Annotated in this window: 19 protein-coding genes; 16 read left to right on the top strand and 3 right to left on the bottom strand. The window is 43.6% G+C overall.

Annotation, left to right across the window (positions count from 1 at the left end; all coding sequences use genetic code 11):
• Positions 1 to 9: 9 nt before the first annotated feature.
• From jag to WMO65_RS23665, 6 genes are all read left to right on the top strand, one after another.
• Positions 10 to 867 carry an RNA-binding cell elongation regulator Jag/EloR gene (jag, locus tag WMO65_RS23690; RefSeq protein WP_033143177.1) on the top strand — a complete coding sequence of 286 codons (858 nt, stop codon included), beginning with the start codon at positions 10 to 12 and terminating at the stop codon, positions 865 to 867.
• A gap of 147 nt (positions 868 to 1,014) precedes the next feature.
• Entirely contained in the window at positions 1,015 to 2,388 is a 1,374-nt protein-coding gene (gene mnmE / locus WMO65_RS23685; RefSeq protein WP_148392060.1) for a tRNA uridine-5-carboxymethylaminomethyl(34) synthesis GTPase MnmE, read from the top strand.
• 111 nt (positions 2,389 to 2,499) lie between these two features.
• On the top strand, positions 2,500 to 4,404 hold the full coding sequence (mnmG, locus tag WMO65_RS23680; RefSeq protein WP_148392059.1) for a tRNA uridine-5-carboxymethylaminomethyl(34) synthesis enzyme MnmG: 1,905 nt from the start codon (positions 2,500 to 2,502) through the stop codon (positions 4,402 to 4,404).
• A complete protein-coding gene (gene rsmG, locus WMO65_RS23675; protein ID WP_243128793.1) occupies positions 4,401 to 5,150 on the top strand; it encodes a 16S rRNA (guanine(527)-N(7))-methyltransferase RsmG in 750 nt (249 codons plus the stop codon). Before mnmG ends, rsmG begins: the two co-directional genes overlap by 4 nt.
• Positions 5,151 to 5,160: 10 nt before the next feature.
• On the top strand, positions 5,161 to 6,048 hold the full coding sequence (locus tag WMO65_RS23670) for an AAA family ATPase (RefSeq protein ID WP_148392058.1): 888 nt from the start codon (positions 5,161 to 5,163) through the stop codon (positions 6,046 to 6,048).
• A 27-nt stretch (positions 6,049 to 6,075) separates the two neighbouring features.
• The gene (locus WMO65_RS23665) at positions 6,076 to 7,830 is read left to right on the top strand and encodes a cobaltochelatase CobT-related protein (RefSeq protein ID WP_148392057.1); all 1,755 of its coding nucleotides are present in this window, start codon (positions 6,076 to 6,078) and stop codon (positions 7,828 to 7,830) included.
• A 136-nt stretch (positions 7,831 to 7,966) separates the two neighbouring features.
• Here WMO65_RS23665 and WMO65_RS23660 read toward each other — a convergent pair whose 3' ends face one another.
• A complete protein-coding gene (locus WMO65_RS23660; RefSeq protein WP_187370560.1) occupies positions 7,967 to 8,233 on the bottom strand; it encodes a hypothetical protein in 267 nt (88 codons plus the stop codon).
• A 96-nt stretch (positions 8,234 to 8,329) separates the two neighbouring features.
• Entirely contained in the window at positions 8,330 to 8,686 is a 357-nt protein-coding gene (locus tag WMO65_RS23655) for an MGMT family protein (protein ID WP_148392056.1), read from the bottom strand.
• A 259-nt stretch (positions 8,687 to 8,945) separates the two neighbouring features.
• On the opposite strand from WMO65_RS23655, the gene WMO65_RS23650 reads away from it, so the two are divergent.
• Genes WMO65_RS23650 through WMO65_RS23635 form a run of 4 tightly spaced genes read left to right on the top strand, consistent with a single transcriptional unit; the run spans position 8,946 to position 13,848 of the window.
• On the top strand, positions 8,946 to 9,908 hold the full coding sequence (locus WMO65_RS23650; protein WP_033143184.1) for an ABC transporter ATP-binding protein: 963 nt from the start codon (positions 8,946 to 8,948) through the stop codon (positions 9,906 to 9,908).
• Positions 9,892 to 10,755: an ABC transporter permease subunit gene (locus tag WMO65_RS23645; protein WP_033143185.1), complete on the top strand. Its 864-nt coding sequence runs from the start codon at positions 9,892 to 9,894 to the stop codon at positions 10,753 to 10,755. Before WMO65_RS23650 ends, WMO65_RS23645 begins: the two co-directional genes overlap by 17 nt.
• Positions 10,756 to 10,788: 33 nt before the next feature.
• A complete protein-coding gene (locus WMO65_RS23640) occupies positions 10,789 to 12,288 on the top strand; it encodes a GldG family protein (protein ID WP_225305234.1) in 1,500 nt (499 codons plus the stop codon).
• Complete coding sequence (locus tag WMO65_RS23635; RefSeq protein WP_148392055.1) at positions 12,289 to 13,848, top strand: DUF4340 domain-containing protein; 1,560 nt, start codon at positions 12,289 to 12,291, stop codon at positions 13,846 to 13,848.
• Between the two features lie 115 nt (positions 13,849 to 13,963).
• On the opposite strand, the gene WMO65_RS23630 is transcribed toward WMO65_RS23635, so the two are convergent.
• Positions 13,964 to 14,920, bottom strand: coding sequence for an alpha/beta fold hydrolase (locus tag WMO65_RS23630; RefSeq protein ID WP_054352636.1), 957 nt, complete (start codon positions 14,918 to 14,920; stop codon positions 13,964 to 13,966).
• A gap of 1,037 nt (positions 14,921 to 15,957) precedes the next feature.
• Here WMO65_RS23630 and WMO65_RS23625 point away from each other — a divergent pair.
• From WMO65_RS23625 to WMO65_RS23600, 6 genes are all read left to right on the top strand, one after another.
• Positions 15,958 to 16,734, top strand: a complete 777-nt coding sequence (locus tag WMO65_RS23625) for a ParA family protein (RefSeq protein ID WP_033143188.1) — start codon at positions 15,958 to 15,960, stop codon at positions 16,732 to 16,734.
• Positions 16,725 to 17,648 carry a ParB/RepB/Spo0J family partition protein gene (locus WMO65_RS23620; protein WP_148392054.1) on the top strand — a complete coding sequence of 308 codons (924 nt, stop codon included), beginning with the start codon at positions 16,725 to 16,727 and terminating at the stop codon, positions 17,646 to 17,648. The genes WMO65_RS23625 and WMO65_RS23620 overlap by 10 nt, the downstream gene beginning before the upstream one ends.
• 23 nt (positions 17,649 to 17,671) lie before the next feature.
• Entirely contained in the window at positions 17,672 to 18,199 is a 528-nt protein-coding gene (locus WMO65_RS23615; protein WP_033143190.1) for a DUF4446 family protein, read from the top strand.
• A gap of 94 nt (positions 18,200 to 18,293) precedes the next feature.
• Positions 18,294 to 19,571: a serine--tRNA ligase gene (gene serS / locus WMO65_RS23610; protein ID WP_033143191.1), complete on the top strand. Its 1,278-nt coding sequence runs from the start codon at positions 18,294 to 18,296 to the stop codon at positions 19,569 to 19,571.
• A 50-nt stretch (positions 19,572 to 19,621) separates the two neighbouring features.
• Positions 19,622 to 20,497, top strand: coding sequence for a DUF3881 family protein (locus WMO65_RS23605; protein WP_349064695.1), 876 nt, complete (start codon positions 19,622 to 19,624; stop codon positions 20,495 to 20,497).
• A 219-nt stretch (positions 20,498 to 20,716) separates the two neighbouring features.
• Positions 20,717 to 25,342 (top strand): EAL domain-containing protein, encoded by a 4,626-nt coding sequence (locus WMO65_RS23600; RefSeq protein WP_148392053.1) that lies wholly within the window; start codon positions 20,717 to 20,719, stop codon positions 25,340 to 25,342.

The raw sequence follows: 25,342 nt of genomic DNA, 5'->3' as shown, positions 1-25,342 counted from the left end.
GGAAGAAGCATGGAATTCAAAGAATTTTCTGCAAAAACTGTAGACGAAGCGATCACAAAAGCTTGTCTGGATTTTGAGACCTCCAGTGAAAATCTGGAGATTCAGGTTTTATTTGAAGGTAGTTCAGGATTTTTAGGATTCGGAGCCAAACCGGCCAGGATCAATGTTCGCAGAAAAGAAGTATCCTTACCAGAAGAACCAGTAATTGAAGAGGCTGTTCCGGTAAAAGAAGAGAGAAAAGAAGCACCAAAGGAAGAAAGAAAAGAAGCGAAAAAAGAGTTCAAGAGCGAGCCGAGAAGAGAGCCTAAGAGGGAGCCGAAAAAAGATGCCAGAAAGGCAGAGGCTTTCAAAGAGGATGTAAAACCGCAGCATGAAGAGCGGAAGGTCGTTGAGAGAACAGAAGAAGAGATCACAGCTGTCAAAGCAGACGCGGAGAAGTTCTTAAGCGGCGTGTTTAAAGCCATGGAGCTTGAAGTTGAGATCAAGATGGAATATAAGAGCGCGGAAGGCAACCTGGAAATTGAATTTTTAGGTGAGGACATGGGCATTCTTATAGGCAAGAGAGGACAGACTCTGGATTCTCTGCAGTATCTCACAAGCCTTGTTGTCAACAAGGGAAGACAGGGATATATCCGTGTGAAGCTGGATACTGAGGATTACAGAAACAGGAGAAAAGAGACTCTGGAAAATCTGGCAAAGAGCATTGCCTACAAAGTCAGAAAGACCAGAAAACCGGTTTCCCTGGAGCCGATGAATCCCTATGAGAGAAGAATCATCCACTCTGCATTACAGGGCAACCGCTACGTGGAGACTTACAGTGAGGGAAATGAACCTTACCGCCACGTGGTTGTAAAGCTGAAAAAATAATATATATTAAGTATGATTATTCTAGGTGAAAGCGTGAATAATGGAGAATAAATTTCTCTGCGCTTTCGCCTGGAATTTTTTTAATTTTGACTATAAATTTACGTTACCTGTGTTAATGTTGAAATAGAATCAGAGGAGTTGAAGAAAATGGCAGATACCATTGCAGCAATCGCCACAGCTATGACGGCATCGGGAATCGGAATCATCCGTATGAGCGGTCCCGAAAGCCGCGGGATAGTCCGGAAGGTTTACCGTTCCAAAGGCGGCAGAAAGCAGATTGACAAGGAACCGTCACACACCATTCACTATGGGTTTATCTATGACGGGGAGGAAGAGATTGATGAGGTGCTGGTCATGCTCATGGACGGCCCCAGAAGCTATACCGGTGAGGATACGGTGGAGATCGACTGCCACGGCGGTGTTCTGGCCATGAAACGGGTGCTGGAGACCGTGATAAAATACGGCGCCCGCCCTGCAGAGCCGGGGGAATTTACAAAAAGGGCGTTCCTAAACGGAAGGATAGACCTGTCCCAGGCTGAAGCAGTGATTGATGTGATCAATGCCAAAAATGAATATGCGCTGAAAAGTTCCCTGAACCAGTTAAAGGGGTCTGTGCAGAAGGTGATCCGGGAAATCAGGGAGAGTATTATCTATCACATTGCCTATATTGAGTCAGCCCTGGATGACCCGGAGCATATCAGTATAGACGGATACGGGGAGACCCTGGAAAGAGAAGTGGCTGAACAGAAATCCAGAATCGAGAGACTGCTGGAAACTGCCGGGGAAGGCAAGATGATGAAGGAGGGTATCAAGACCGTCATTGTGGGCAAACCAAATGCGGGAAAATCTTCACTTATGAACCTTCTTGTGGGAGAGGAGAGAGCCATTGTAACGGATATTGCGGGGACTACCAGGGATATTCTGGAGGAGACCATTGTCCTGCACGGCATCTCCCTCCGTATGATAGATACAGCCGGTATCAGGGATACAGAGGACCGTGTGGAACAGATCGGCGTGGGAAGAGCAAAAGAGTACGCAAAGGACGCGGACCTGATTCTCTACGTGGTGGATTCCTCCATCCCCCTGGATGAGAACGATGAGGAGATCATCTCCATGCTGGAAGATAAGAAGGCAGTCATTCTGCTGAACAAGACGGATCTGGATACAGTGGTCTCAGAGGAAAGCCTGAGGCTGCGGATGAACCATCCGGTGATACCTGTATCCGCCAAGGAGGAGCAGGGGATCGATGTGCTGGAGCAGCAGATCAAGGATATGTTCTTTGAAGGCGAGCTGTCCTTTAATGATGAGGTATATATTACAAATATCCGCCATAAGACGGCTTTGGAGGACGCTGTGAAAAGCCTGGAGCTTGTGGAAAACAGCATTGCCATGCAGATGCCTGAGGATTTCTTCTCCATTGACCTGATGAACGCATACGAGAGTCTGGGAACCATTATCGGGGAGTCCGTGGGGGAAGACCTGGTAAATGAGATATTTGCGAAGTTCTGCACAGGAAAATAAAAATACGGCAGTGTTATCCACAAAAATCATCATATTTTATCGAAAATGTGGATAACAGAGTTCAAATAGAAAAATCATGTGAATAGTTATTTCAGAAAGGAAGACATTAGAATGAACAATCTGGTTGAGAATTACGATATTGCCATTGTGGGCGCGGGTCATGCCGGCTGTGAGGCTGCGCTTGCCTGTGCACGTCTCGGCCTTGAGACCATCATGTTCACAGTAAGCGTGGACAGTATTGCGCTGATGCCCTGCAATCCCAACATAGGCGGGAGTTCCAAGGGCCATCTGGTGAGAGAGATTGACGCCCTTGGCGGTGAGATGGGAAAAAATATTGACAAGACCTTTATCCAGTCAAAAATGCTCAATGTATCGAAGGGACCTGCCGTCCATTCCCTGCGCGCCCAGGCGGACAAGCAGGAGTATACCAGGAGTATGAGAAGGGTACTGGAGAACACGGAACATCTCACCATAAAACAGGCCGAGGTGACAGAAATCCTGGCTCAGGAGCATAAGGCAGCAGGTGTAAAGACGTATTCAGGAGCCGTGTATCAGACAAAGGCTGTGGTGCTCTGTACCGGAACGTATCTGAAAGCCCGCTGCATCTACGGTGATGTAAGCAGTTATACAGGCCCGAACGGTCTGCAGGCTGCTAATTACCTGACGGAATCCCTGAAGAACCTGGGTGTGGAGATGTACCGGTTTAAGACAGGAACACCTGCCAGGATTGATAAGAGAAGTATTGACTTTTCCAAAATGGAAGAACAGTTCGGGGATGAGAGGGTGGTTCCCTTCTCCTTTTCGACCGATCCGGAAGATGTACAGATTGATCAGGCATCCTGCTGGCTTACTTATACCAATGAAAAGACGCATGAGATCATCAGGAACAACCTGGACCGCTCGCCTCTGTATTCCGGCATGATCGAGGGAACAGGGCCGAGATACTGCCCGTCGATTGAGGATAAAGTGGTAAAATTCGCGGATAAGAACAGACATCAGGTATTCCTGGAGCCGGAAGGGCTGTATACCAATGAAATGTATGTGGGCGGCATGTCCAGCTCCCTGCCGGAGGATGTGCAGCATGAGATGTATCACTCCGTACCCGGACTTGAGAATGCAAAGATTGTAAGGAATGCCTATGCCATAGAATACGACTGCATCAATGCAAGACAGCTTTATCCAACGCTTGAGTTCAAGGAGATAAAAGGGCTTTTCTCAGGCGGACAGTTTAACGGAAGTTCCGGTTATGAGGAGGCAGCAGCCCAGGGGCTTGTGGCAGGGATCAATGCGGCCATGGAGGTGCTGGGACGGGAAATGCTCATACTGGACCGGTCCGAATCCTACATCGGCGTTTTAATCGATGACCTGGTGACGAAGGAAAATCATGAACCTTACAGAATGATGACAAGCCGGGCGGAATACCGCCTGCTCCTCAGACAGGACAACGCGGACCTGCGCCTCAGGGAAAAGGGATATCAGGTGGGTCTGGTGAGTGAGGAGGAGTATCAGTATGTACTCTGGAAGAAGCAGAAGATAGAGGAGGAGGCAGCCCGTGTGGAGAACACCTTTGTAGGTGCTTCAAAGGAAGTGCAGGAACTTCTGGAATCCTACGGAAGTACACTGCTGAAAAACGGCTCCTCTCTGGCAGAACTGATCAGGCGTCCGGAACTTTCTTACAAAATTCTGGCGCCGCTGGATAAAAAAAGGCCGAAACTTCCTGAGGATGTGGCAGAACAGGTAAACATTAACATCAAGTATGACGGTTATATCCGCAGGCAGTTAAAACAGGTGGAACAGTTTAAGAAACTGGAGACAAAACGTCTGCCTGAGGACCTGGATTATGAGGAAATAAGCGGATTGAGGATAGAGGCAAAGCAGAAATTAAAGGAATACAGGCCGGTATCCATTGGACAGGCGTCCAGGATCGCGGGCGTATCCCCGGCGGATATATCGGTACTGCTTGTATATATGGAATCTTACAGAAGAAACGGAATTCATAAGGAGGCGGATGCATGAGTGAAGTGACAAATCAGGAACAGAAGGCATACTGCCTGGATATACTGGAGAATGGCTGCGGGGAATTGGGGCTGACCTTAACAGAGGAACAGAAGCAGCAGTTTGTGCGCTACTACGAGATGCTGGTGGAATGGAACAAGGTCATGAATCTGACGGGAATTACGGAGTTCGGGGAAGTTTTGACAAAACATTTTGTGGACAGTCTCTCTATTGTAAAAGCCCTGGATATGGAGAATATAAAATCCTGCATTGATGTGGGAACCGGAGCGGGATTCCCGGGGATTCCCCTTAAAATTGTATTTCCCCACCTTCAGGTGACACTTCTGGATTCCCTGAATAAACGTCTTAAATTTTTGGATGCCGTCATAGAAGACCTGGGGCTTGAGGGCATCCACACCGTGCACGGACGTGCAGAGGACGGGGCCAGAAGGCCGGAGCTCAGGGAACAGTATGATCTCAGTGTTACCAGGGCAGTGGCAAGGCTATGTACCATCAGTGAGTATTGCATGCCTTATGTAAAGGAAGGCGGCTTCTTTGTAGCTTATAAGTCAGGCAGAGTGAAAGAGGAACTTATGGAGGGGAAGAAAGCAGTATCTGTACTGGGAGGAAAGCTGGAGAAGACAGAAGAATTTCTCCTTCCGGGAACAGATATGGAGCGTTCCCTTGTAGTGATTCAGAAGGCAAAGCCTACACCGAAGAAATATCCGCGCAAAGCGGGAACTCCGGCGAAGGAGCCTATTTTGTGAGGTGAGCAGAATGGAATTGAAAGAAAGCCTGAAAAAGAGAGTAGAACTGTTTAAGAAAGAAAATCCTGTTGCTGACAAGGTAAAGGACAGGATCACTGCACCTTCCATGCCGTTTTTCGGGGAGGAAATTTTAGAGAAAGCAGTGACAGCCATTCTGGAGGGGGAGAATATCCTTCTCTGCGGAGACAAGGCCACGGGAAAGAATGTACTTGCCGAGAATCTGGCATGGATTTTCGGAAGGCCGCTTTACAATGTATCTTTCCATGTAAATACGGACAGCAGCACTTTGATCGGCACAGATACCTTTGTGGGCAATGAGGTAAAGCTTCGGAAAGGACCTATTTACCAGTGCGCCAGATACGGGGGATTTGGAATTTTGGATGAGATCAATATGGCAAAGAATGATGCGGTCTCCGTCCTCCATGCAACGCTTGACTACAGACGGGTGATTGATGTACCGGGATATGACAAGATAGATCTGGACCCGGCTGCCAGGTTTATCGCTACCATGAATTATGGGTATGCGGGGACTAAGGAGTTAAATGAGGCCCTGGTCTCCAGGTTCATGGTGATCAATATGCCGTCCATGACGGAGGACAGGCTCATGGGAATCTTAAAGAGCGCGTTTCCTGATGTGAAGGATGGGGCACTTGAACAGTTCTCAGGACTTTTCCTGGATCTGCAGCTCAAGGCAAAAAACGGAGAGATTTCAACCAAAGCGGTGGATATGCGTGGACTGATTGGGGCATTGAAGCTGATAAAAGGCGGTTTAAACCCGGTTGATGCCATTGATATGGGAATCACGGATAAATGTTTCGACGCGTTTGAGAGAGAGCTGATCGCTGATATCGTCATGACCCGGATACCTGAGGAGTGGACCAGCAGCGATGTATTTTAAACAGACGCATATGGGGAGATGTATTGTATGGAAAACGAAGATAGATGGGAAGCAGAGGCAAACCGTCTGGATATCCAGAACAGGATCAGGAATCTCATGTGGACGGTCAGCCAGGATTATGAACTGGACATTGAGGTGGATCCGGAGGCCTGGCAGAAGTCAAAATACATTGCCTTTTATGATGCTGTCCGGCATGGAGGATTTGCCAGGTATTTCAGCGTTGAAGAGTATGAGTCTTACATAACGAAAAAGGTCTATGCCGGCTGGGAACCGTCTGTGCTCCTTGCACTGGGAAGATTGTGTATTGACTGCGCTGTGTATAAAAAGCTGGAAAAGGAGCGGCGCGGCGTGGCGTCCATACGGCGCAAAGCCATGCGGGATACGCTGGAAAAGGACAGCATGAGGCTTACGCATACGGATTGGGGTAATATAGAAGCATGCTATCTGCGGTATATGCTGGATAAAACGGAGGCGGATGAGAGAAACCAGAGACTGATAGAGCTTATCTGTACGCTGGAAGACGCAGAGGATACTTCACAGATTGTAAATTGTCTCGGTGCTGTATATGAGGGGGCATATGCCAAGGGATTTACGAAGAAGTTCAAGGGCCTCAGCGAGGAACTCAGGGATTCTGAGGAGAACAGCAAAGAGTATACGGATAAAGAGAATCTGGAGGAGGAATCCGAGGAGAGTGAGGATGAGCATAAGGTAAATCTTTTTACCGATGAACTGATGGAGGAGGAAGAGCTGCTTAACCGGCACAAGGCAAATGTGATCGTGCTGGACGAGGAATCTTCCGCCCGCCTGGATGAGTATGTGGAGCTTAATTATGGAAGGAGCTATCTGTCTGTCCAGGAACAGAAGCATCAGAACAGCCAGGTCTGCAGGGGCAGCCATGAGGGCTGTCGTCTGCATTTTACAGACGGGCTGCTGCACGGGGATCTGGAGGAGAGCGCCAAGGCTGAGTATGTAAAAAAGGTCAGAGATGATAATCTCAGGGTGCTGAATCTGAACCAGATGGTGACCAGACAGAATGTGCAGATGCTGGCAAATACACTGAAGCGGGCACTTCTTACCAGAAATGAGAAGGAAGTGGTGTCCAGTGAGTATGGGAGTATCTGTGCAAGAAAGTTGTGGAATCTGGGGAGGACAGACAACAGAAGGCTGTTTGAGCGCGAAATTATACGGGATAACACGGATTTCGTTGTGGAGATATTGATTGATGCAAGCGGCTCCCAACAGGGCAGACAGGCCCTTGTAGCGCTTCAGGGATATATTATCAGTGAGGCCCTGAGCATTGTGAGGATTCCGCAGAGGGTTATGGGATTCTGTACTTTTGGAGATTTTACTATTATGCAGAGATTCCGGGATTATGAGGATGACAGGGCCGCAAATGAGAGGATCTTTGAGTTCTACGGTTCTGCCAATAACCGTGACGGGCTGGCTGTGAGAGCGGCGGCGGAAAGCCTGGAGAAACGGAAGGAAGAGAATAAGATTCTGATCGTACTCAGCGACGGAAGGCCAAATGATGTGATCGCAGGAAGCCTGAGGGGGAGTAAGAAGGAGGCTTATTGTACGGAATTTGCGGTGAAGGATACGGCTACAGAAGTGCGGAAGCTCAGGAATAAGAGGATTGCAGTGCTTGGAGTGTTTGCGGGGGAGGAGGAGGACCTGCAGGCAGAGAAGAAGATATTCGGGAGAGATTTTGCTTATATCCGGGATATTGGGAATTTTGCTAATGTTGTGGGACGGTATTTGAAGAGACAGCTTCTGGATGTTTAAAAGCGGCTGGCGGGGAATAGGGTTTGTTTCGTGCCCTGTCCTCCTGCCGAGCCTTCTTAAATCCGCTGAGGGGGATGTGGCAGCGGGAGGATAGAGCGCGGAGCGGAATGCGGCAGCAGGAGGCCGGTATTAGTGGTCAGATAGTTGGTAAGGGGTGTTTTTTTAGGAAAGCCTGGGTGTTGGTAATGCCTTCCGTGAGGACGGACTGGTAGACATCCATGCTGGTGTATTTGTCATAGCGATAGAGACCTTGGGAGAGAAGGTCTTTTTTTATTGTTGTGATGGCTGTTTTCAGGGATGGAGTCTGGCGGCAGAGCGTGGTTATGTTGTCGCAGTAAGCTTCGGCTTTGGTAATGGTTTCCCGGTCAAAAAACCAAAGATCAAAGTTCCAGAGTTCATCCATGAATAGGGCGTGAAAGCCGTGGAACCAGACCGTTTTGCCCTCATCGTTGATTTCCTCGCGGGCTTCGTACCAGGTGGGGCGGAAGGTTGTCAGAATTCAGATGTTGTGGGTGGTGAAGTAGGCACGGAAGCGCACGGCGTCGTCCAGGGTGTGATGCCAGCCGTATTTTTTCAGATCAATGGTGTGCTCCGGTGTTACGGGGACGCCTTCTTTTTTCAGGAGGGATTCCTGAGTGTGGGGAAATGTAAAGGAGGCGGAACCTGAAAGATATCCTCTGTGGTTAACAACGCGGTGCGCAGGGATATCCGGGGAACTCAGTCTTTTGTTCAGGGCGTAGCCAACCTGGCGGGAATGGGTGGGCATGCCGCATAACAGGGCAATTTGGCCGTAGGTGGCAGCCCTGCCGCAGGGAATCTGCCTGCATACATATTCTACTCTTTTGTAAAAATCCATCTTGGTTCCTCTTCTGCAGTAAGTGTTTGTTTTCTTGAGCATACGATAATTTTTTTGAAAAGTCAATGCAGGCAGATGTGTGACAGATCTGTCGAATGATTGAGAAATTGTGCGAATGTTTGAAATTTTGAGTTCTGGATGAAAAAGGTCTGGTAATATTTCACAGAAAAATCACAGTCTTACCTAATTTTTATCACAATTAAAAAATAAAATTAGAAAGGTCAGATTATGGAAGCACAAGATTAAAGGAGGGAACATTTTGATTGAAGTAAGGAATCTTGTAAAAAAGTACGGAAATCATGTGGCAGTGGACCATCTGAATTTTACTGTGGAAAAAGGTAAAATTTACGGGTTTCTGGGACCAAATGGCGCCGGAAAGTCCACTACTATGAACATGATCACAGGATATATTGCGTCCACAGAGGGAGATATTCTGATTGACGGACATAATATCCTGGAGGAGCCTGAGAAGGCTAAAAAATGTATCGGCTATCTGCCCGAGCTGCCGCCTTTGTATCAGGATATGACAGTGATGGAATATTTGAAATTTGTGGCGGAACTGAAATCCATTCCAAAGGCAGAAATAGAAAAGAACATATCCGAAGTTATGTCAACTACTAAACTGGAAGAAATGAAATACAGGCTGATCAAAAACCTGTCCAAAGGGTACAAGCAGAGAGTTGGCCTGGCACAGGCACTTTTGGGATATCCCGAAATTATCATTCTGGATGAACCCACAGTGGGGCTTGACCCAAAACAGATCATTGAGATCAGGGATTTGATCAAGAGTTTAGGTGAAAAACATACAGTTATCCTCAGTTCACATATCCTATCAGAGGTTAGTGCTGTATGTGATCATGTGCTCATTATTGATCGTGGCAGACTGGTTGCCAGCGATTCACCTGAAAATCTGAGTAAGGTTATGACAGGTGCAAATTCCCTTGAACTTACAGTAAAAGGACCGGAAGAGGAGATCAGAAAAGCGCTTGATATGGTGGACAATATAGAAGAACTTATCTATCATGAGTCCATGGTAAAAGACGCCTGTGATTTTACGGTCAAGATAGCCGGGGACCAGGACGTAAGGGAGAATATATTCTTTGCCCTGGCGGAAGCGAAATATCCTATCTTAAAGATGCAGTCAACGAATATGACATTAGAAGAAGTGTTCTTAAAGCTGACAGATAGCGGGGAGGAAAAAGAAGATGCTGGCGATATATAAGAAAGAAGTGAAGAGTTACCTTACATCCATGGTAGGTTATGTGTTTATGGCATTTATATTACTAATATTAGGTATTTATTTTACTGCATATAACCTGAACTATGCAACACCGGATTTCGGAGCAACTTTGAGTTCGGTTACATTTATATTTTTGATCATAACACCGGTACTGACAATGAGGATACTGGCAGAGGAGAAGAAAAATAAGACAGACCAGTTACTCTTTACTTCACCGGTGGCAGTTTGGAAAATTGTGCTGGGAAAATATCTGGGAATGGTCACAATCTATGTGATCCCTGTTATCATTGCTGCCTGCTATCCCCTTATTATGGGGAAATACGGTACGGTATCTTATCCTATGGCCTATACGGCTGTGATCGGCTTTTTCTTCCTGGGATGCGCCAACATAGCAGTAGGATTATTTTTATCCTCTGTCACAGAGAGTCAGGTTATTGCAGCTGTCCTTACATTCGGCGTTCTTTTCTGCAGTTATGTGATGAACGGCATTGAGTCCTTCTTCTCCCAGACAGCAGTGAGTTCTATGCTGGCTTTTGTGGTGATTGGGATTATAATTGCGTTCATTGTTTATCAGATGACAAGAGATGCGATCCTTACAGGCGTTGTGGGAGTTATATTGGTGGGAGTTACTGTGGTTCTGTATTTTGTAAAGTCTTCTCTTTTTGAAGGCGCCATACAAAAAGTATTGGATTTACTGGCAATCGCAAATCATTTTGATAACTTTGTTGGCGGTATACTGGATGTGACAGGAATCGTATATATGCTTTCCGTAATATGCATTTTTGTATTTCTGACAATTCAATCCATACAAAAACGGCGTTGGAGCTGATTTTGGAGGTCGAAGAAAGGAGAAAATGCAGATATGAAAGAAATAAAAAGTAATATTAATAAGAAAAAAATTAATATTAAAGATATTATTAGTAATAATAAAGAAAACAGACGAAAAAACAGGAAAAATCTGAAGCATGGAACATATAGTATGGGAGTAGTCGCGGTATTCGTGGCAATTCTGGTAGTAGTAAATCTGCTTATCCAGGAGCTTCCGTCAAAATACAGAGAAATAGACTTAAGTACACAAAAGATGTACAGTATTGGAGATCAGACAAAAAAACTGCTGAAGAATCTGGATAAAGATGTTACCTTATATTTTATAGCACAGAAAGGTTCTGAAAGCAGTGATATAGAAAAACTGCTGGAACGGTATGAGGAAAGCAGTGACCATGTAAAGGTAGAGCAGAAAGATCCTGCTGTTAATCCAAAGTTTACCTCACAGTATACGACAGAAGGAGTAAACAACAATAGTGTTATTGTAGTTTCCGGTGATAAAAGTAAAGTGGTTGATTATAACTCCATGTATGAGACCTCTGTGAATTACCAGACATATGCAAGCGAAGTGACCGGGTTTGACGGAGAGGGACAGCTTACTAGTGCGATCAACTATGTGACATCAGATAATATGCCTGTAATGTATACACTGGAAGGTCACGATGAGTCTTCTATGAGCGATTCACTGAAAGATATGATACAGAAGGCAAATATTGATATCCAATCTCTAAATCTTCTCACAATGGACGCTGTTCCGGAAGATGCGGACTGTTTGTTTATTTTTGCACCATCAAAGGATATTTCGGAGGATGAGGCAAAGAAGATTATTACTTACCTGGAAGACGGAGGAAAAGCACTGATTGTATCCAATTATACAGGGGAAGACATGCCTAATTTTGCCTCTGTTTTGGAAAATTACGGCGTGAAAACCGTTGACGGCATTATTCTTGAGGCAGATACAAACCATTATATTTCTCAGAACCCGTCATATCTGCTTCCTAATATAGAAAGCAATGATATTACCTCAAATCTCTCCTCCCAAAGCCGTTATATCCTTATGCCTTTGGCTCAGGGAATTGAGACAACAGATAATTATAGGGATACTTTGACAATTCAGAATATACTAACCACATCCGACAGTTCTTATTCCAAAGTAAATGTGGAAAATATGCAGACAATGGAGAAAGAAAGTGGAGACATTGACGGTCCATTCCATGTAGGTGTGGCAATCAGTGAAGATCTGGAGGATGATAAACAGACGCAGATCGTTTATTATTCATCTGAGACACTGTTTAATGACAATATGAATACAATGGTATCCGGTGCAAACTTTGAATTAATTTCTGCATCTGTCAACTGGATGTGCTCAAATGAAGATGGCAGTACAATATCAATATCCAGTAAAAGTCTGGATACGTCGACCTTGACAATACCAGCAGCAGACGCCAGCTTCTGGAGTATATTTGTTATGGCTGTAGTACCGGCATTTTTAGTGATTTTAGGTGGTGGAATCTGGATGAAGAGGAGAAAACAGTAAATGAAGAAAAAAAATACAGCACTTATTGCGGGCATTATCATATTAGCTTTGCTGCTGGTATTTTATCTTGTTCTTCATAACAGCAGCAAAGAGGATAGTCAGGATACTGAGAAAACATCAGAAACGGCATTCGAGACAACTGTAGAAGATATCAGTGAAGCGGTATTCAAATCAGGCGAAAATGAATTTAAATTTACAAAAAGTGATGACATTTGGAAATACAACGGAGAAGAAAACTTTCCGCTGGATCAATCAGCATTTGAAGAAATTATCAGTAAATTTGAAAAAATAGCTGCTGACAGAGTGTTAGAAAAACCGGATAATATTTCGGAATATGGTTTGGATGATCCAACTGTTACTGTAAGTTTAAAAGATAAAGATGGAAAGGAACAGACGCTGCAATTTGGAGATACAAATTCAGTTACAAGCAGCAGCTATATGACGCTGAACAAAGATAATGAAAAAGTTTATATGGTTTCCTCCACAATTGTCACTTCGCTGCAGTTTGATATCAATGATCTGGCAGAAAAAGAAACATTTCCAAGTATTACAGACATAACAGGCGTCATAATGGAAAGAAATGGACAGACATTTTCAGTTTTCAAAGACAGCAGTTCCAGTACAGGCTGGACTGTAACGGGATGGGATGGTACAAAGAAAGATGCGGGCAGTTCACAGGTATCTGAATTTACTAACCCCATAACAAGTTTATCCTGGAGCAGTTTTATAAGTCAAAATACAGAAGATTTAAGTCAGTATGGACTTGATAATCCGACAATAATTACGATAAATTATCAGGTTACTGAAACAAAATCTACTGATGAAACGAAAGATGACAGTGCAGATACTGCGAATGGCAGCAATACTACAGACAATAAAAGTAAGGATGCTAAAGCTGAGAGTGATACCACAGAAGATACAGAAGAAAAAGTGACTGTCGATAAACAGGAAGTTTTATTAATAGGTAATAAAACAGAAGATAACAGTTATTATGCTAAGCTTCAGAGTCAGTCAGGGGTTTATACTTTAAGCAGTTCTACTGTTGACAATCTCCTGAATGCAGAAGTAAATCAATTCCTCAGTACTTATGTATCTGATTATATTTTTGCCGATCTGGATAAAGTCACTATTGAGAAAGATGGAAATACCTATGAATTTACTAAGAAAACTGAGGAAAAACAGGTAGAGAGTGACAGTGATAAAGAAAATACAGAGGATACAGATACAGAAGAAGAGGAAACAACAACGGTTACTACCTATTATATGAATGGCAAAGAAATAGAACTGTCTGATTTCTCTGAGTTTTACAGTCTTATAAGCGGTATGGAATGCCAGGAACGGTTAGATACGGTTCCTGATATGGAAAATTCACCTGAAATGACAGTACATTTCTACAAGGAAAATGGTGTGGATGTGACTACTGAGTATTATGCGTATGATTCCAGCTTTTATCTGGTAAAAGACAGCAAAGGAAATGCATCATTGGTAAACAAAATGAAAGTAAAAGAACTGACAGAGGCTTTTAATGCCTTTTTAGAAAAACAGAATAAGGAATCATAAAAACAAAAGTATACTTTACAATTAAATTTATCACATATGAGTAAATAACCTAAAAAGAGTCCTGCAGCATTTCCCGGCTGCAGGACTCCTCTTGTAAATGTTTCACGTGAAACATTTAATCAAGAAATATATTTAACTGTTCCATTAACTTATCGGGTGTCTCCATTTGCGGTAAGTGTTTGGCTCCTTTCAAACTAATTGCCTCAACAGCAGGATTACATTCTGTATACTGAGATATAATATCTTTGCTGTCCCTCTCTGCCTCACCTTCAATAATAAAAATACTCTGATCAATTGCCTTTAAAGCATGATTAATATTATTGTTTGTATACCGTCCTATTATGCTGGAAAGCAGATACCTTGAACTGCTCATCCCCTTATGGGCCGCTTCATAATAAGTATCCAGCCATTCTGCAGTCATATTAAAAGGATTATACAAATACTGCTCCGTAAACAGCAGTTGAATATTACTCTGACATGTAATCATATTATAAACCAAAGTTCCAAAAACAGGTATTTCCAAAAGGAACTTATACAGTTTACTCTTTTTATCAGGTATCTTATTCAAAGCATTAAGCGCTGGCGGATTGATCATGACGATTTTACCAAACAAATCTGTTTCATTATGGCAGGCCATCAAAGCAAAGGAGCCTGAATAACCGCTGGTGATAACATCCGTTCTCTCATGAATCACATTTTTAATAAAATCTGAAATAATCTGCACATATAAGTAGTTTGTATATGTGATTCTCTGCTTATCAGACCGTCCGCACCCCAGCAGATCAATGGTATAAACCGTATGGTTTTCAGCCAGTTTATCTACAATCTTATTCCACTCATAAGCTGAGCTATAAACCGTCAAATCATGCACCAACAAAACCGGCGTCCCAGTCCCAATCTTCTTATAATATATCTTCCCAAATCGCCAATTATAATAATTGTTAGCTGTGGACTTCAACATTTCCTTCAACACAGCAGTCCCAAATATAAGCCGATTAATCACATAAATAATACCCGTTGCAATGGAAAAAAGTATACTTGCCGTAATTATTTTATGCCTGGATTTCTTCATAAAACCGTCCACCTCCTGAAAAAGAATATACTAATATTATAAGACATTAAAGTGAATTATACAAGTTAAAATAATTTACAGTTCATAATCAAATAGATAGTCATACGACATAAAGAAATATCTTATATTTACATATAGTACACGTATTGCAGCATATAATAATCATTGTTATTAGTAAAGCATACAAAAGGTATTTTAAACTTTATTATGACAATCTGCATGATCCATTTTGCAGCATCTCTCCCCCCAATTTGATCAATACACCCCACTTCACCAATCTTATCCGACAAAAATCTCCTACAAACCATAGTGAATAACTTATCAAAAGCAATTTTCAAACACAATATCCTAACACATTCTATTTTATGAACGCGAATATTGCACAGACTGTCATATAAAGACTGTGCGACATAAAACCTTGTATATTGTTTTAAATTAATTATTTAAAGTTAAATAATATATCTGATTTTTAAAAGAAACAAAAGCAATAGAAACAATAAATTAATAAATCCATAAAATCAGTTGCTGATTTTATGGATTTATTATAGTACAAAACCTTCATTATACATAGTTTAACAAAGCCACACTAAACAAGCCACAAATGCTTCTATAAATGTTTCACGTGAAACATTACAAGTATAATATCCATACAGAGAAAACCAGGATGAAAAGCAGGGGGAGGGCAGGTGTATGGGGAAAACGATGTCTAGTGGAGCGTTCGGGAGATCCACCTGCCCCAGACACTTAATGAGGAGGCCGTTGCCGACGAATTTAGTGACTGGGAGCAGGTTAGCTTCCGGACAAGCGAAACGCTTCGTTTTCCCCATACACCTGCCCTCCCCCTGCTTTTCATCCGTCCGCCCTCTACTCTATTTCCCCATATACAATATAACCAATAAAATACCAATAAAAAAATGTTTCACGTGAAACATTCTTATGGAAATACTCCACAATTAATGCTATAATAAACACGTATATCATAATCCAAAAAACACATCAAAAAACTTTTCCACACAGATGAAAAGAGGAGAGTATAATTGGGAAGAATTATAGCTATAGCAAACCAAAAAGGCGGCGTAGGCAAATCAACCACAGCCATTAATCTTTCCGCCTGCCTGGCAGAAATGAGCCAAAAAGTCCTCATTATAGATATCGACCCCCAGGGAAACACCACAAGCGGCGTAGGCGTAGAAAAAGAAAACTTAGACGCCACACTGTATGAACTGCTTCTCGGAGACTGCGATTTATCTGACTGCCTGATTGAAAACGTATTTGAAAACCTATCCATTATCCCGTCTAACGTCAACCTGGCCGGAGCCGAGATTGAACTGGTAGGAGTAGAAGACAGAGAATTTTTATTAAAGAATCATATTGACACCATAAAAGACAAATATGATTTCATCATTATGGATTGCCCTCCATCACTAAATATTTTGACAATCAATGCAATGACAACAGCAGATTCGGTTCTTGTACCCATTCAATGTGAATACTACGCATTGGAAGGACTGACACAGCTCATTCATACCATAGAATTAGTACAGGAACGTTTAAATCCTTCACTTGTTATTGAAGGTGTAGTGTTTACCATGTATGACGCCAGGACAAACCTTTCTCTGCAGGTTGTAGAGAACGTAAAGAGCAATCTGAATCAATCCATCTACAAAACTATTATACCGAGAAATGTCCGTCTTGCAGAGGCGCCCAGTTATGGTCTGCCCATTACACTATATGATAAAAAATCTGTGGGAGCAGAGAGTTACAAACTCCTGGCAGAGGAAGTATTACATAAGGGGGATGAAGAATGGCAGTAAGAAAAGGTGGACTTGGAAAAGGACTGGATTCCATGATTCCGGATACCAGTGCTAAGGTAAAAAAGAAAATCCCTGGCCCAACACCTGCTGAGAATACAAAAGAAGTTGACATAAAAAAAGAAAAATCCGTACAGATGATTAAAATGTCAATGATAGAACCAAACAGGGAACAGCCCAGAAAACAGTTTGGGGAGGACGCACTGCTGGAACTTGCAGAGTCCATTAAACAGTTTGGCATACTGCAGCCGCTTCTGGTTCAGAAAAAGGGTGATTATTACGAAATTATCGCAGGTGAGCGGAGGTGGAGAGCCTCCAAACTGGCAGGTATCAAAGAAATTCCGGTTATCATAAAAGAATTCTCTGATCAGGAAGCAGTAGAGATTTCACTTATTGAGAATATTCAGAGAGAGGATCTGAACCCTATTGAGGAGGCCGTGGCATATAAACGGCTTATGGAAGAATTTCATTTGAAACAGGATGCCATTGCTGAGAGAGTATCTAAAAGTCGTACTGCCGTAACTAATTCCATGCGTCTTTTAAAGCTGGATGACCGTGTACAGCAGATGCTTATTGATGAGATGATCACAACAGGTCATGCCAGGGCACTTCTGGCAATAGAAGACTCTGAAATTCAGGTTATGGCAGCAACAAAGGTATTCGATGAAAAATTAAGTGTGAGGGAAACAGAAAAACTGGTAAAAGAGATCCTGAATCCCGCACCTGAGAAACAGGAAAAGCCGGTGGATGAAGCACAGAATCTGGTCTATCAGCAGTTGGAGGAAAAAATCAAACAGATTATTGGCTCTAAGGTGGCAATACACCGAAAGAACAATGATAAGGGGAAAATAGAAATTGAATATTACTCCAAGGATGAGCTGGAACGTATTATAGAACTACTGGAAACGATTAGATAAAATAAGGGAGTTGTGAACAACAGATGAGTAGTTTATTAGAAAGTCTTCAGTCTCACTCCGGAATATTGATGGTTTTACTGCTGGTCGTAGTGGTCATACTGCTGATCTGCGTATTTAACCTTTCATTGGGACTGAACCGGCTAAACAGGAAGTATACGCTGTTCATGAAGGGAAAAGATGGACAATCTCTTGAACGGCTTTTTAAAAGAAAATTCGATTTGATTGAAAAACTGGTGCGCTCCACAGATGACAATGGAGAAGAAATTGAGAAAATATGGAAAGTCATGGACAAATCCCTGAACAAATACGGTATTGTAAAATATGACGCCTTTGAAGACATGGGAGGAAAACTAAGTTTTGTGCTGGCCATGCTTGACAAAAATAATACCGGCTTTCTGCTCAATGCTATACACAGCAGAGAAAATTGCTTTCTCTATATTAAAGAGATCGTAAATGGGGAATCCTATGTAGTATTGAGTGAAGAAGAAGTGGAAGCTCTGAGACAGGCTGTGAATTTCGGTATTTTACAGGAGACAGAGTTAGATGACTGACCGCGGTCTGATAATTTGGCAGATTGAATTGTTGCCACAAATTATGTAAATAATCTTATGTAAACAAACTTGTGAAAACAAAAGGAGAACAGAGATGTTAGACATTAAATTTTTAAGAGAAAACCCGGAAATTGTAAAGCAGAATATTAAAAATAAATTTCAGGACAGCAAATTGCCGCTTGTAGATGAAGTGATCGAGCTGGACAAGAGAAACCGTGACATCAAGAAGGAAGTTGAGGCATTAAGAGCTGAAAGAAACAAAATCTCCAAGATGATAGGCGGGCTTATGAAGGAAGGCAGGAAAGAGGAGGCAGAGGAGGTAAAGAAAAAAGTTACAGCCAATGCTGAGACGGTAGAACGCCTGTCTGCAGAGGAAAGAGAAGTAGAGGAAAAGATCAGAACGATCATGATGACAATACCAAACATCATTGATCCGTCAGTGCCCATCGGAAAGGACGACACGGAGAATGTAGAGGTCCAGAAGTATGGCGAACCGGTGGTTCCTGAGTTTGAGATTCCCTATCACGCAGAAATTATGGAAAGCTTCAATGGACTTGATCTGGACAGCGCCAGAAAGGTAGCCGGAAACGGATTCTATTATCTTATGGGTGATATTGCAAGACTTCACTCTGCTGTTATTTCCTACGCAAGGGATTTTATGATAAACAGAGGATTTACCTACTGTGTACCTCCTTTCATGATCCGCAGCGATGTGGTGACAGGCGTTATGAGCTTTGCTGAGATGGATGCCATGATGTACAAGATCGAGGGTGAAGACCTGTATCTCATCGGAACCAGCGAGCATTCCATGATCGGTAAATTCATTGACACGATCATCCCCGAGGAGGAGCTGCCCAAAACTCTTACAAGCTATTCCCCGTGCTTTAGGAAAGAAAAGGGAGCACACGGGCTGGAAGAGCGCGGTGTATACCGTATCCATCAGTTTGAGAAGCAGGAAATGATCGTTGTCTGCAAACCGGAGGAAAGTAAAGAGTGGTTTGATAAATTGTGGCAGAACACCGTAGATTTATTCCGCTCCCTGGATATTCCGGTGCGTACACTGGAATGCTGCTCCGGAGACCTGGCGGATTTGAAGGTGAAATCCGTGGATGTGGAAGCGTGGTCACCGAGACAGAAAAAATATTTTGAGGTGGGAAGCTGTTCAAACCTGGGTGATGCACAGGCCAGAAGATTAAAAATCCGTATAAATGGGAAAGATGGCAAGTATCTGGCGCATACCTTGAACAATACAGTTGTTGCCCCGCCGAGAATGCTGATCGCATTTCTGGAAAATAACCTGCAGGCAGATGGCTCTGTAAGGATTCCGGAGGCTTTAAGACCTTATATGGGCGGTATGACAGAAATAAAGTAAATATTATGTAAACAAAGTTATGTAAACCTTAACCAGACGGAGGTACGTATTTGCACAGTTATTTGAAATCCATTGGTTTTTCCGGTATAAACGGAAAAAAAGAGGTGGACCGGATTCTTAAAGATGTAACCTTACATTATGATGAGAAGACAGTGATTGAAGACAGAAAAAATCATATGTTCGCGGAAATCTCTAAAACCTTTGGCTGTGATTTTGGAATAACGGTATGCGGAGAATATGATGAGAATAATGAGTTCCAGATGGAATATTATTTTCCGTATTTCCGCGGTACCGGGATTACTACCCAGGAGGACGTGGTAATCGAAAAGCATGCAGGAAAGGAATCTTACGCAGGCGCCTGTGATGACGTGAGAATTGGAGTGACCATTATATTTTATCTGCAGAATGCAGGGGAATATCTAACAGAGAGAAGCCATGGAAATTATTCCAGAGGCTCCTATGCCATAACCCTTGCGGCCCTGGCTAAGGAGGGAAAGATTCTTCTTCCTGTCACAAAGGATGAGAAACAGGAAAAAGAAGAGAAGGAAAATACCATCAACCGCAACCGTATGATCGCGGCTGCACGTAATGGCGATGAGGATGCCATGGAGAATCTGACCATGGAGGATATTGATATCTATTCCATGATTTCCGGCAGAATACCCAATGAAGATGTGTACTCTATTGTAGATACATATTTTATGCCGTACGGAATGGAATGTGACCTGTATAATGTCATGGGAGAAATACTTGACTGCTCCAGAGTCAGAAATGTCATGACAAACGAGGAAGTCTACGAACTCAGAATTTCATGCAATGACCTGGAAATTGATGTGTGTATCAACACAAATGATCTGATGGGAGAGCCTGAGGTGGGACGGCGCTTTAAAGGTGTTATCTGGCTTCAGGGGAGTATTCACTTCTGATTATATTTTTGCATATGTCGTGTTTTGTTGAGATACAGGGCAGAAAAGGGAATAAAGATTTAAGAAAAAGGTATCGGACGCTGTATTCCGGTATCTTTTTTTGTCTGTTAGATTTATTTTGGTTGAATTGCATAAAGGAGAGGCAAAATCATTGACGTTTATGTGAATTCAGCACTATAATGGATATATTGATGGTATTGTATGTGTGTTGGAGGGGCTATGGAAAAGCTATCGGTTAATAATAAAAGCAAAATATATATTATAGACAGTGATTACAGGATCGTCAGCTGCAATGATGCGCTGAAGGAGACTTTTCCCGAATTGGAGTGCGGGCAGATCTGTTATCAGATTCTGTGTAATGAGGATAAGCCCTGCGGGGAGTGTCCTCTTGCCCGGAAGGACGGGGATAATGCCATTTTCTATAATAAAAAGGTTAAGAAATGGGTGGAGGTTAATTCCGGAGCCATTGACTGGCCCGGCTCCGGTATCCGCAGCATGGTTCTGGCAAAGGAGATACATGAGGGCAATAAAAGCCTGTTCTTTAATCTTACCAACCTCACCGCATATGATGAATTGTACGAGCTGAATATTACACAAAATACATACAAAAAACTGTATCAAATGCAGGAAAAATATCCCCCTGTCCCCTCATCCGGCAGTCTTACACAGATGCTTCAGGATACAGGAGAGCGTCTGATCCATCCGGATGACAGGGAAGAGTATTTCAGGTTCTGGAACCTGGATGATATTCTGACAAGGATGGCAAAGGATACAGCGGAAAATGCCGTGAGAAGCCAGTGCAGAAAAAAGATGCAGAATGGTGATTTCTGCTGGATTCTTCAGCTTGTTGTGCCGCTTAGGCATAGCGGGGACGGAGATCAGATCCTTATGTGCTTTATCCAGGATATCAATACCCAGAAGACAAAGCAGATGAAACAGGAGCACAAAAATCAACTGCAGGACAACGCTTATGACAGTCTGACCGGGCTTTACAGGAAGAATATCTTTTTCTCAAAAGCCGATGAATTTCTGAAGGCAGGCGGGGATCAGAGATACTGTCTGATGGCTGTTGATATAGAACACTTTAAGATTTTCAATGAATGGTATGGACAGGAGGCCGGTGACAGATTTCTTAAAATAGCAGGAGGATTTTTTAAAAGGACCCAGGAAAGCAACAAGGGAATCGCCGGTTATATGGGAGATGATGATTTTGTTATCATACTGCCTGATGACAGGGAAACGATTAAAAGTATACAGGATGAGATCTTGAACTACGTAAAGCAGTACGGAGGAAATGCCGGATTCCTTCCTGTATTCGGTATGTATGAGATAACAGATAAAAGCCTGCCTGTAAGCACCATGTATGACCGGGCATCCATTGCGCTGGCATCCGTAAAGGGAAATTATGCAAAACGTGTTTCCTGGTATGATGCGGCAATGATGCAGAAAATTGAGGAAAACCACTTACTTTTATCAGAAGTGCAGAGAGCGCTGACAAACGGCGAGTTTGTATTTTATGGGCAGCCAAAATGTAATATGATGACAGGGAGGATCATAGGCCTGGAATCACTTGTCAGGTGGATTCATCCCGAGCGGGGCCTGGTTCCCCCGGATGAATTTATTCCGGTGCTGGAGAACAGCGGATTTATCGCAAAACTGGATATGTATGTCTGGGATATGGTATGCAGCAGCGTGAGAGGGTGGCTGGACAGAGGATACCGGGTGGTTCCCATATCTGTCAATGTGTCCAGAGTAGATATTTATACGGTTGATGTGGCGGAGTGTTTCTGCGGGCTGATAAAGAAGTACAGGCTGGACCCATCGCTGATAGAGATAGAGATTACGGAGAGTGCTTACGCGGAAAATTATAATATCATCAGAGCGGCTGTGGAGAACCTGCGGAAGTCAGGGTTTACGGTTCTCATGGATGACTTCGGAAGCGGATACTCCTCCCTCAATATGTTAAAGGATGTCAATGTGGACATTCTTAAAATAGACATGAAGTTCCTGGATATGAATGAGGAGAGCGCAGACAGGGGAATGGGTATACTGGAAGCCATAACGAGTATGGCACGGCTGATGGGAATCCGCGTGATCGCAGAAGGGGTTGAGACAAAGGAACAGGTGGATTTTCTCCTGGATATGGGATGTATCTATGCACAGGGGTATTATTTTTACAAACCAATGCCGGTAGAAGCCTTTGAAAAGCTTCTTGCAGATGAAAACAAAGTGGATTTCAGGGGAATCAAGGCCAGGGAGATTGAGAGGTTCCGTATAAAGGATATGTTCAGAGATAATGTGTTCAGTGAGACCATGATGAACAATATCCTGGGCGGAATAGCATTTTATGATGTTTACCGGAACGATGTAGAGCTTATACGCGTCAATGAACAATATTACAGGATCATGGAAACAGACCCTGTAGAGCTTGAGGAAAATAAAGTAAGGATCATCCAATACGTCTATGAGGATGACAGGCGGGAAATGCTGAGCATTTTCCAGAAAGCTTATGAAAAGTCAATAACAGGAGCGGAGGGCGAAGTCAGGCGTCTGAAGGGGAACGGTAAGACAATCTGGATGCATAACCATGTGTTTTTCCTGAAGGAACAGGATGGGCACAGATTTTATTACGGATCTGTCAGTGATGTCACCATGCAGAAGGAGAGGGAGGCCATGCTGGAATCTTCCCAGAGAGCACTTGCCGCTGTTCTCAATGTATCGGAAAACGATGCATCCTTTATGAAGCTGACAGAGGAGAACAGAAAGACAGCCGCCACTATATTTGCCCAGATGTCCCCGGGCGGCATGATCGGGGGATACTGCGAGGAGGGATTTCCTCTTTATTTTGCCAATTATGAGATGATCCGTCTGATGGGATATGAAAGTTATGAGGAACTTAACGCGGCCATTAAAGGACAGGTGATCAATACCATTCATCCGGATGACAGGGAGCGGGTGGGCCATGATATTGGCGCGTATTATCCGGGTGCGGAGTACACTACAACATACCGTATGCCGAAAAAGGATGGTTCCTGGTTCTGGACCCTGGATAAAGGGAAAATAATCCGGGCGGAAGATGGAAGAATGGCTATTGTCAGTGCGTGTACGGATATCTCTGAGACCATGATGGTACAGCAGCAGCTTGCGGAGCGCAACGCCATGCTGCTGAGCCAGAACCAGGAGCTCAAGTTTCTGAATTATGACATGCCCGGCGGATATCACAGATGCGCGGACACACCGGAGTATGATTTCCTCTATATCAGTGACAAATTCCTGGAAATGCTGGGCTATACAAGGGCTGAGATACAGGAGCTGTTTCAGAACAAATTTATGCGGATGGTACATCCGGATGACCGGCGCCTGGCTGAGGAAGGCGCTGAGTTACTGAGGCGTAATACCGTATCACATAATCTGGAATACAGGATTTTGGGAAAGCATGGGTATATATGGGTCATTGACCAGAGTAAATATATGAATTTTCACGGAACGTCATTTTTCCAGGGAGTTGTTGTGGATGTGACGGAGACCATGGAACTGAAAAATAAGATGCGGATGTTCATGGAGAATTTCTCAGATAATGTTGTACTTGTACATTATAAGGATGGGATATTCAGGTATGAGATACTGGGAGACGGACTTTTCCGGGAACTGGGATATACAAAGGAAGAGTATGAAAAACCATGGAAAACAGGACAGGAGCTGCAGTCTGTCAGGAGAGAACTGGAGGATGCCATCAAGTCAGGAAGGAACTACCAGGATACCATTGAGATCAAAATGCCGGATAACCTGAAGATATGGCTCAGTATGGACGGCAGGTTTATCAGCGGGGATGAGGAGGGCAGCGTCTATCTCTGCATTTACAGGGATGTGACCTCCATTAAGAAAAAGGAACATGAGCTGTGGCTGATGAGAAAGGAAATTGAGAGTATCCTCCGTCTGGCGGATATCAACGGATGGGAGTGGGATTTCAGAAGAAATATGCTCACGCTGTCTGATATCCAGCATCTGAAGTCAGGGAAAAAGAAGGATACCTCCCGGCTGATAGGGAATTTTCCGCTTTGTTTTCTGGAAAAAGAACGGATGCCTGAAGCGTACAGGGAATCCTTCATAGACATATTAAAGAAATTATACAAAAATAATTTTGGGGCCGGCGCGGAATGTACATTTCCACTGATAAAAGCAGATGGAAAGGGTGTGTGGATCAAGGCGGCAGGGGAGGCAATCTGTGATAAGAACGGCATTCCCGTAAAAGCAGTGGGATATTATCTGGATGTTACAGAGCAGAAAAACCAGGAACTGCGTCTCACTAAAATTGCTGAGGCGGATGCCCTGACCGGATTGTTTAACCGTCAGACAGCAATACCCCGAATCAAGAGTTATCTGGCGGATATGGAGGGCAGGGAGGAAACCGCTGCGATCATCATGTTTGACCTGGATAACTTTAAACTGGCTAATGACGTATTCGGCCATGCATATGGTGATGAGATGATCTGCAAAAATGCCGGGAAGCTGAAAGGGTTTTTCAGAAGCGATGACATACTCTGCAGAATCGGTGGAGACGAATTTCTTATATTCTGCAAGCGGATCAGGGACGCGGATGTGCACGCGAAGCTTGAAAAAGTGATGGAGAGTATGGTCACTGTCCGCAGTGACGGGGAGCATGAGATCGTCTTCTCCGTATCCGCCGGCTATGTCATGATACCTGAACAGGGCATGGAGTTCGATGTGCTTTACAGAAAGGCTGATGTGGCGCTTTTCAATGCTAAGATGAACGGAAAGGGTTCCTTCAGAAAGTATGAAAGTGATATGAAGGAAATCAGATATGAACTGGCAAGGGATAAGTAG

The sequence above is a fragment of the Blautia caccae genome (assembly GCF_040095955.1).
Taxonomy (GTDB): Bacteria; Bacillota; Clostridia; order Lachnospirales; family Lachnospiraceae; genus Blautia; species Blautia celeris.
Note: the sequence above shows the minus strand (reverse complement) of the source record. Positions and strands in the feature narration are given on the sequence as shown.

Bases quoted from the DNA above. Each gene is read 5' to 3' on its own strand.
- WMO65_RS23655 (WP_148392056.1), bottom strand. From the start codon at position 8,686: ATGGATTTTTACAAAAGAGTAGAATATGTATGCAGGCAGATTCCCTGC.
- WMO65_RS23600 (WP_148392053.1), top strand. From the start codon at position 20,717: ATGGAAAAGCTATCGGTTAATAATAAAAGCAAAATATATATTATAGAC.
- serS (WP_033143191.1), top strand. From the start codon at position 18,294: ATGTTAGACATTAAATTTTTAAGAGAAAACCCGGAAATTGTAAAGCAG.
- WMO65_RS23665 (WP_148392057.1), top strand. From the start codon at position 6,076: ATGGAAAACGAAGATAGATGGGAAGCAGAGGCAAACCGTCTGGATATC.
- WMO65_RS23660 (WP_187370560.1), bottom strand. From the start codon at position 8,233: ATGGATGAACTCTGGAACTTTGATCTTTGGTTTTTTGACCGGGAAACC.
- WMO65_RS23615 (WP_033143190.1), top strand. From the start codon at position 17,672: ATGAGTAGTTTATTAGAAAGTCTTCAGTCTCACTCCGGAATATTGATG.
- WMO65_RS23670 (WP_148392058.1), top strand. From the start codon at position 5,161: ATGGAATTGAAAGAAAGCCTGAAAAAGAGAGTAGAACTGTTTAAGAAA.
- WMO65_RS23630 (WP_054352636.1), bottom strand. From the start codon at position 14,920: ATGAAGAAATCCAGGCATAAAATAATTACGGCAAGTATACTTTTTTCC.
- mnmG (WP_148392059.1), top strand. From the start codon at position 2,500: ATGAACAATCTGGTTGAGAATTACGATATTGCCATTGTGGGCGCGGGT.
- jag (WP_033143177.1), top strand. From the start codon at position 10: ATGGAATTCAAAGAATTTTCTGCAAAAACTGTAGACGAAGCGATCACA.
- WMO65_RS23620 (WP_148392054.1), top strand. From the start codon at position 16,725: ATGGCAGTAAGAAAAGGTGGACTTGGAAAAGGACTGGATTCCATGATT.
- WMO65_RS23635 (WP_148392055.1), top strand. From the start codon at position 12,289: ATGAAGAAAAAAAATACAGCACTTATTGCGGGCATTATCATATTAGCT.
- WMO65_RS23640 (WP_225305234.1), top strand. From the start codon at position 10,789: ATGAAAGAAATAAAAAGTAATATTAATAAGAAAAAAATTAATATTAAA.
- WMO65_RS23645 (WP_033143185.1), top strand. From the start codon at position 9,892: ATGCTGGCGATATATAAGAAAGAAGTGAAGAGTTACCTTACATCCATG.
- rsmG (WP_243128793.1), top strand. From the start codon at position 4,401: ATGAGTGAAGTGACAAATCAGGAACAGAAGGCATACTGCCTGGATATA.
- mnmE (WP_148392060.1), top strand. From the start codon at position 1,015: ATGGCAGATACCATTGCAGCAATCGCCACAGCTATGACGGCATCGGGA.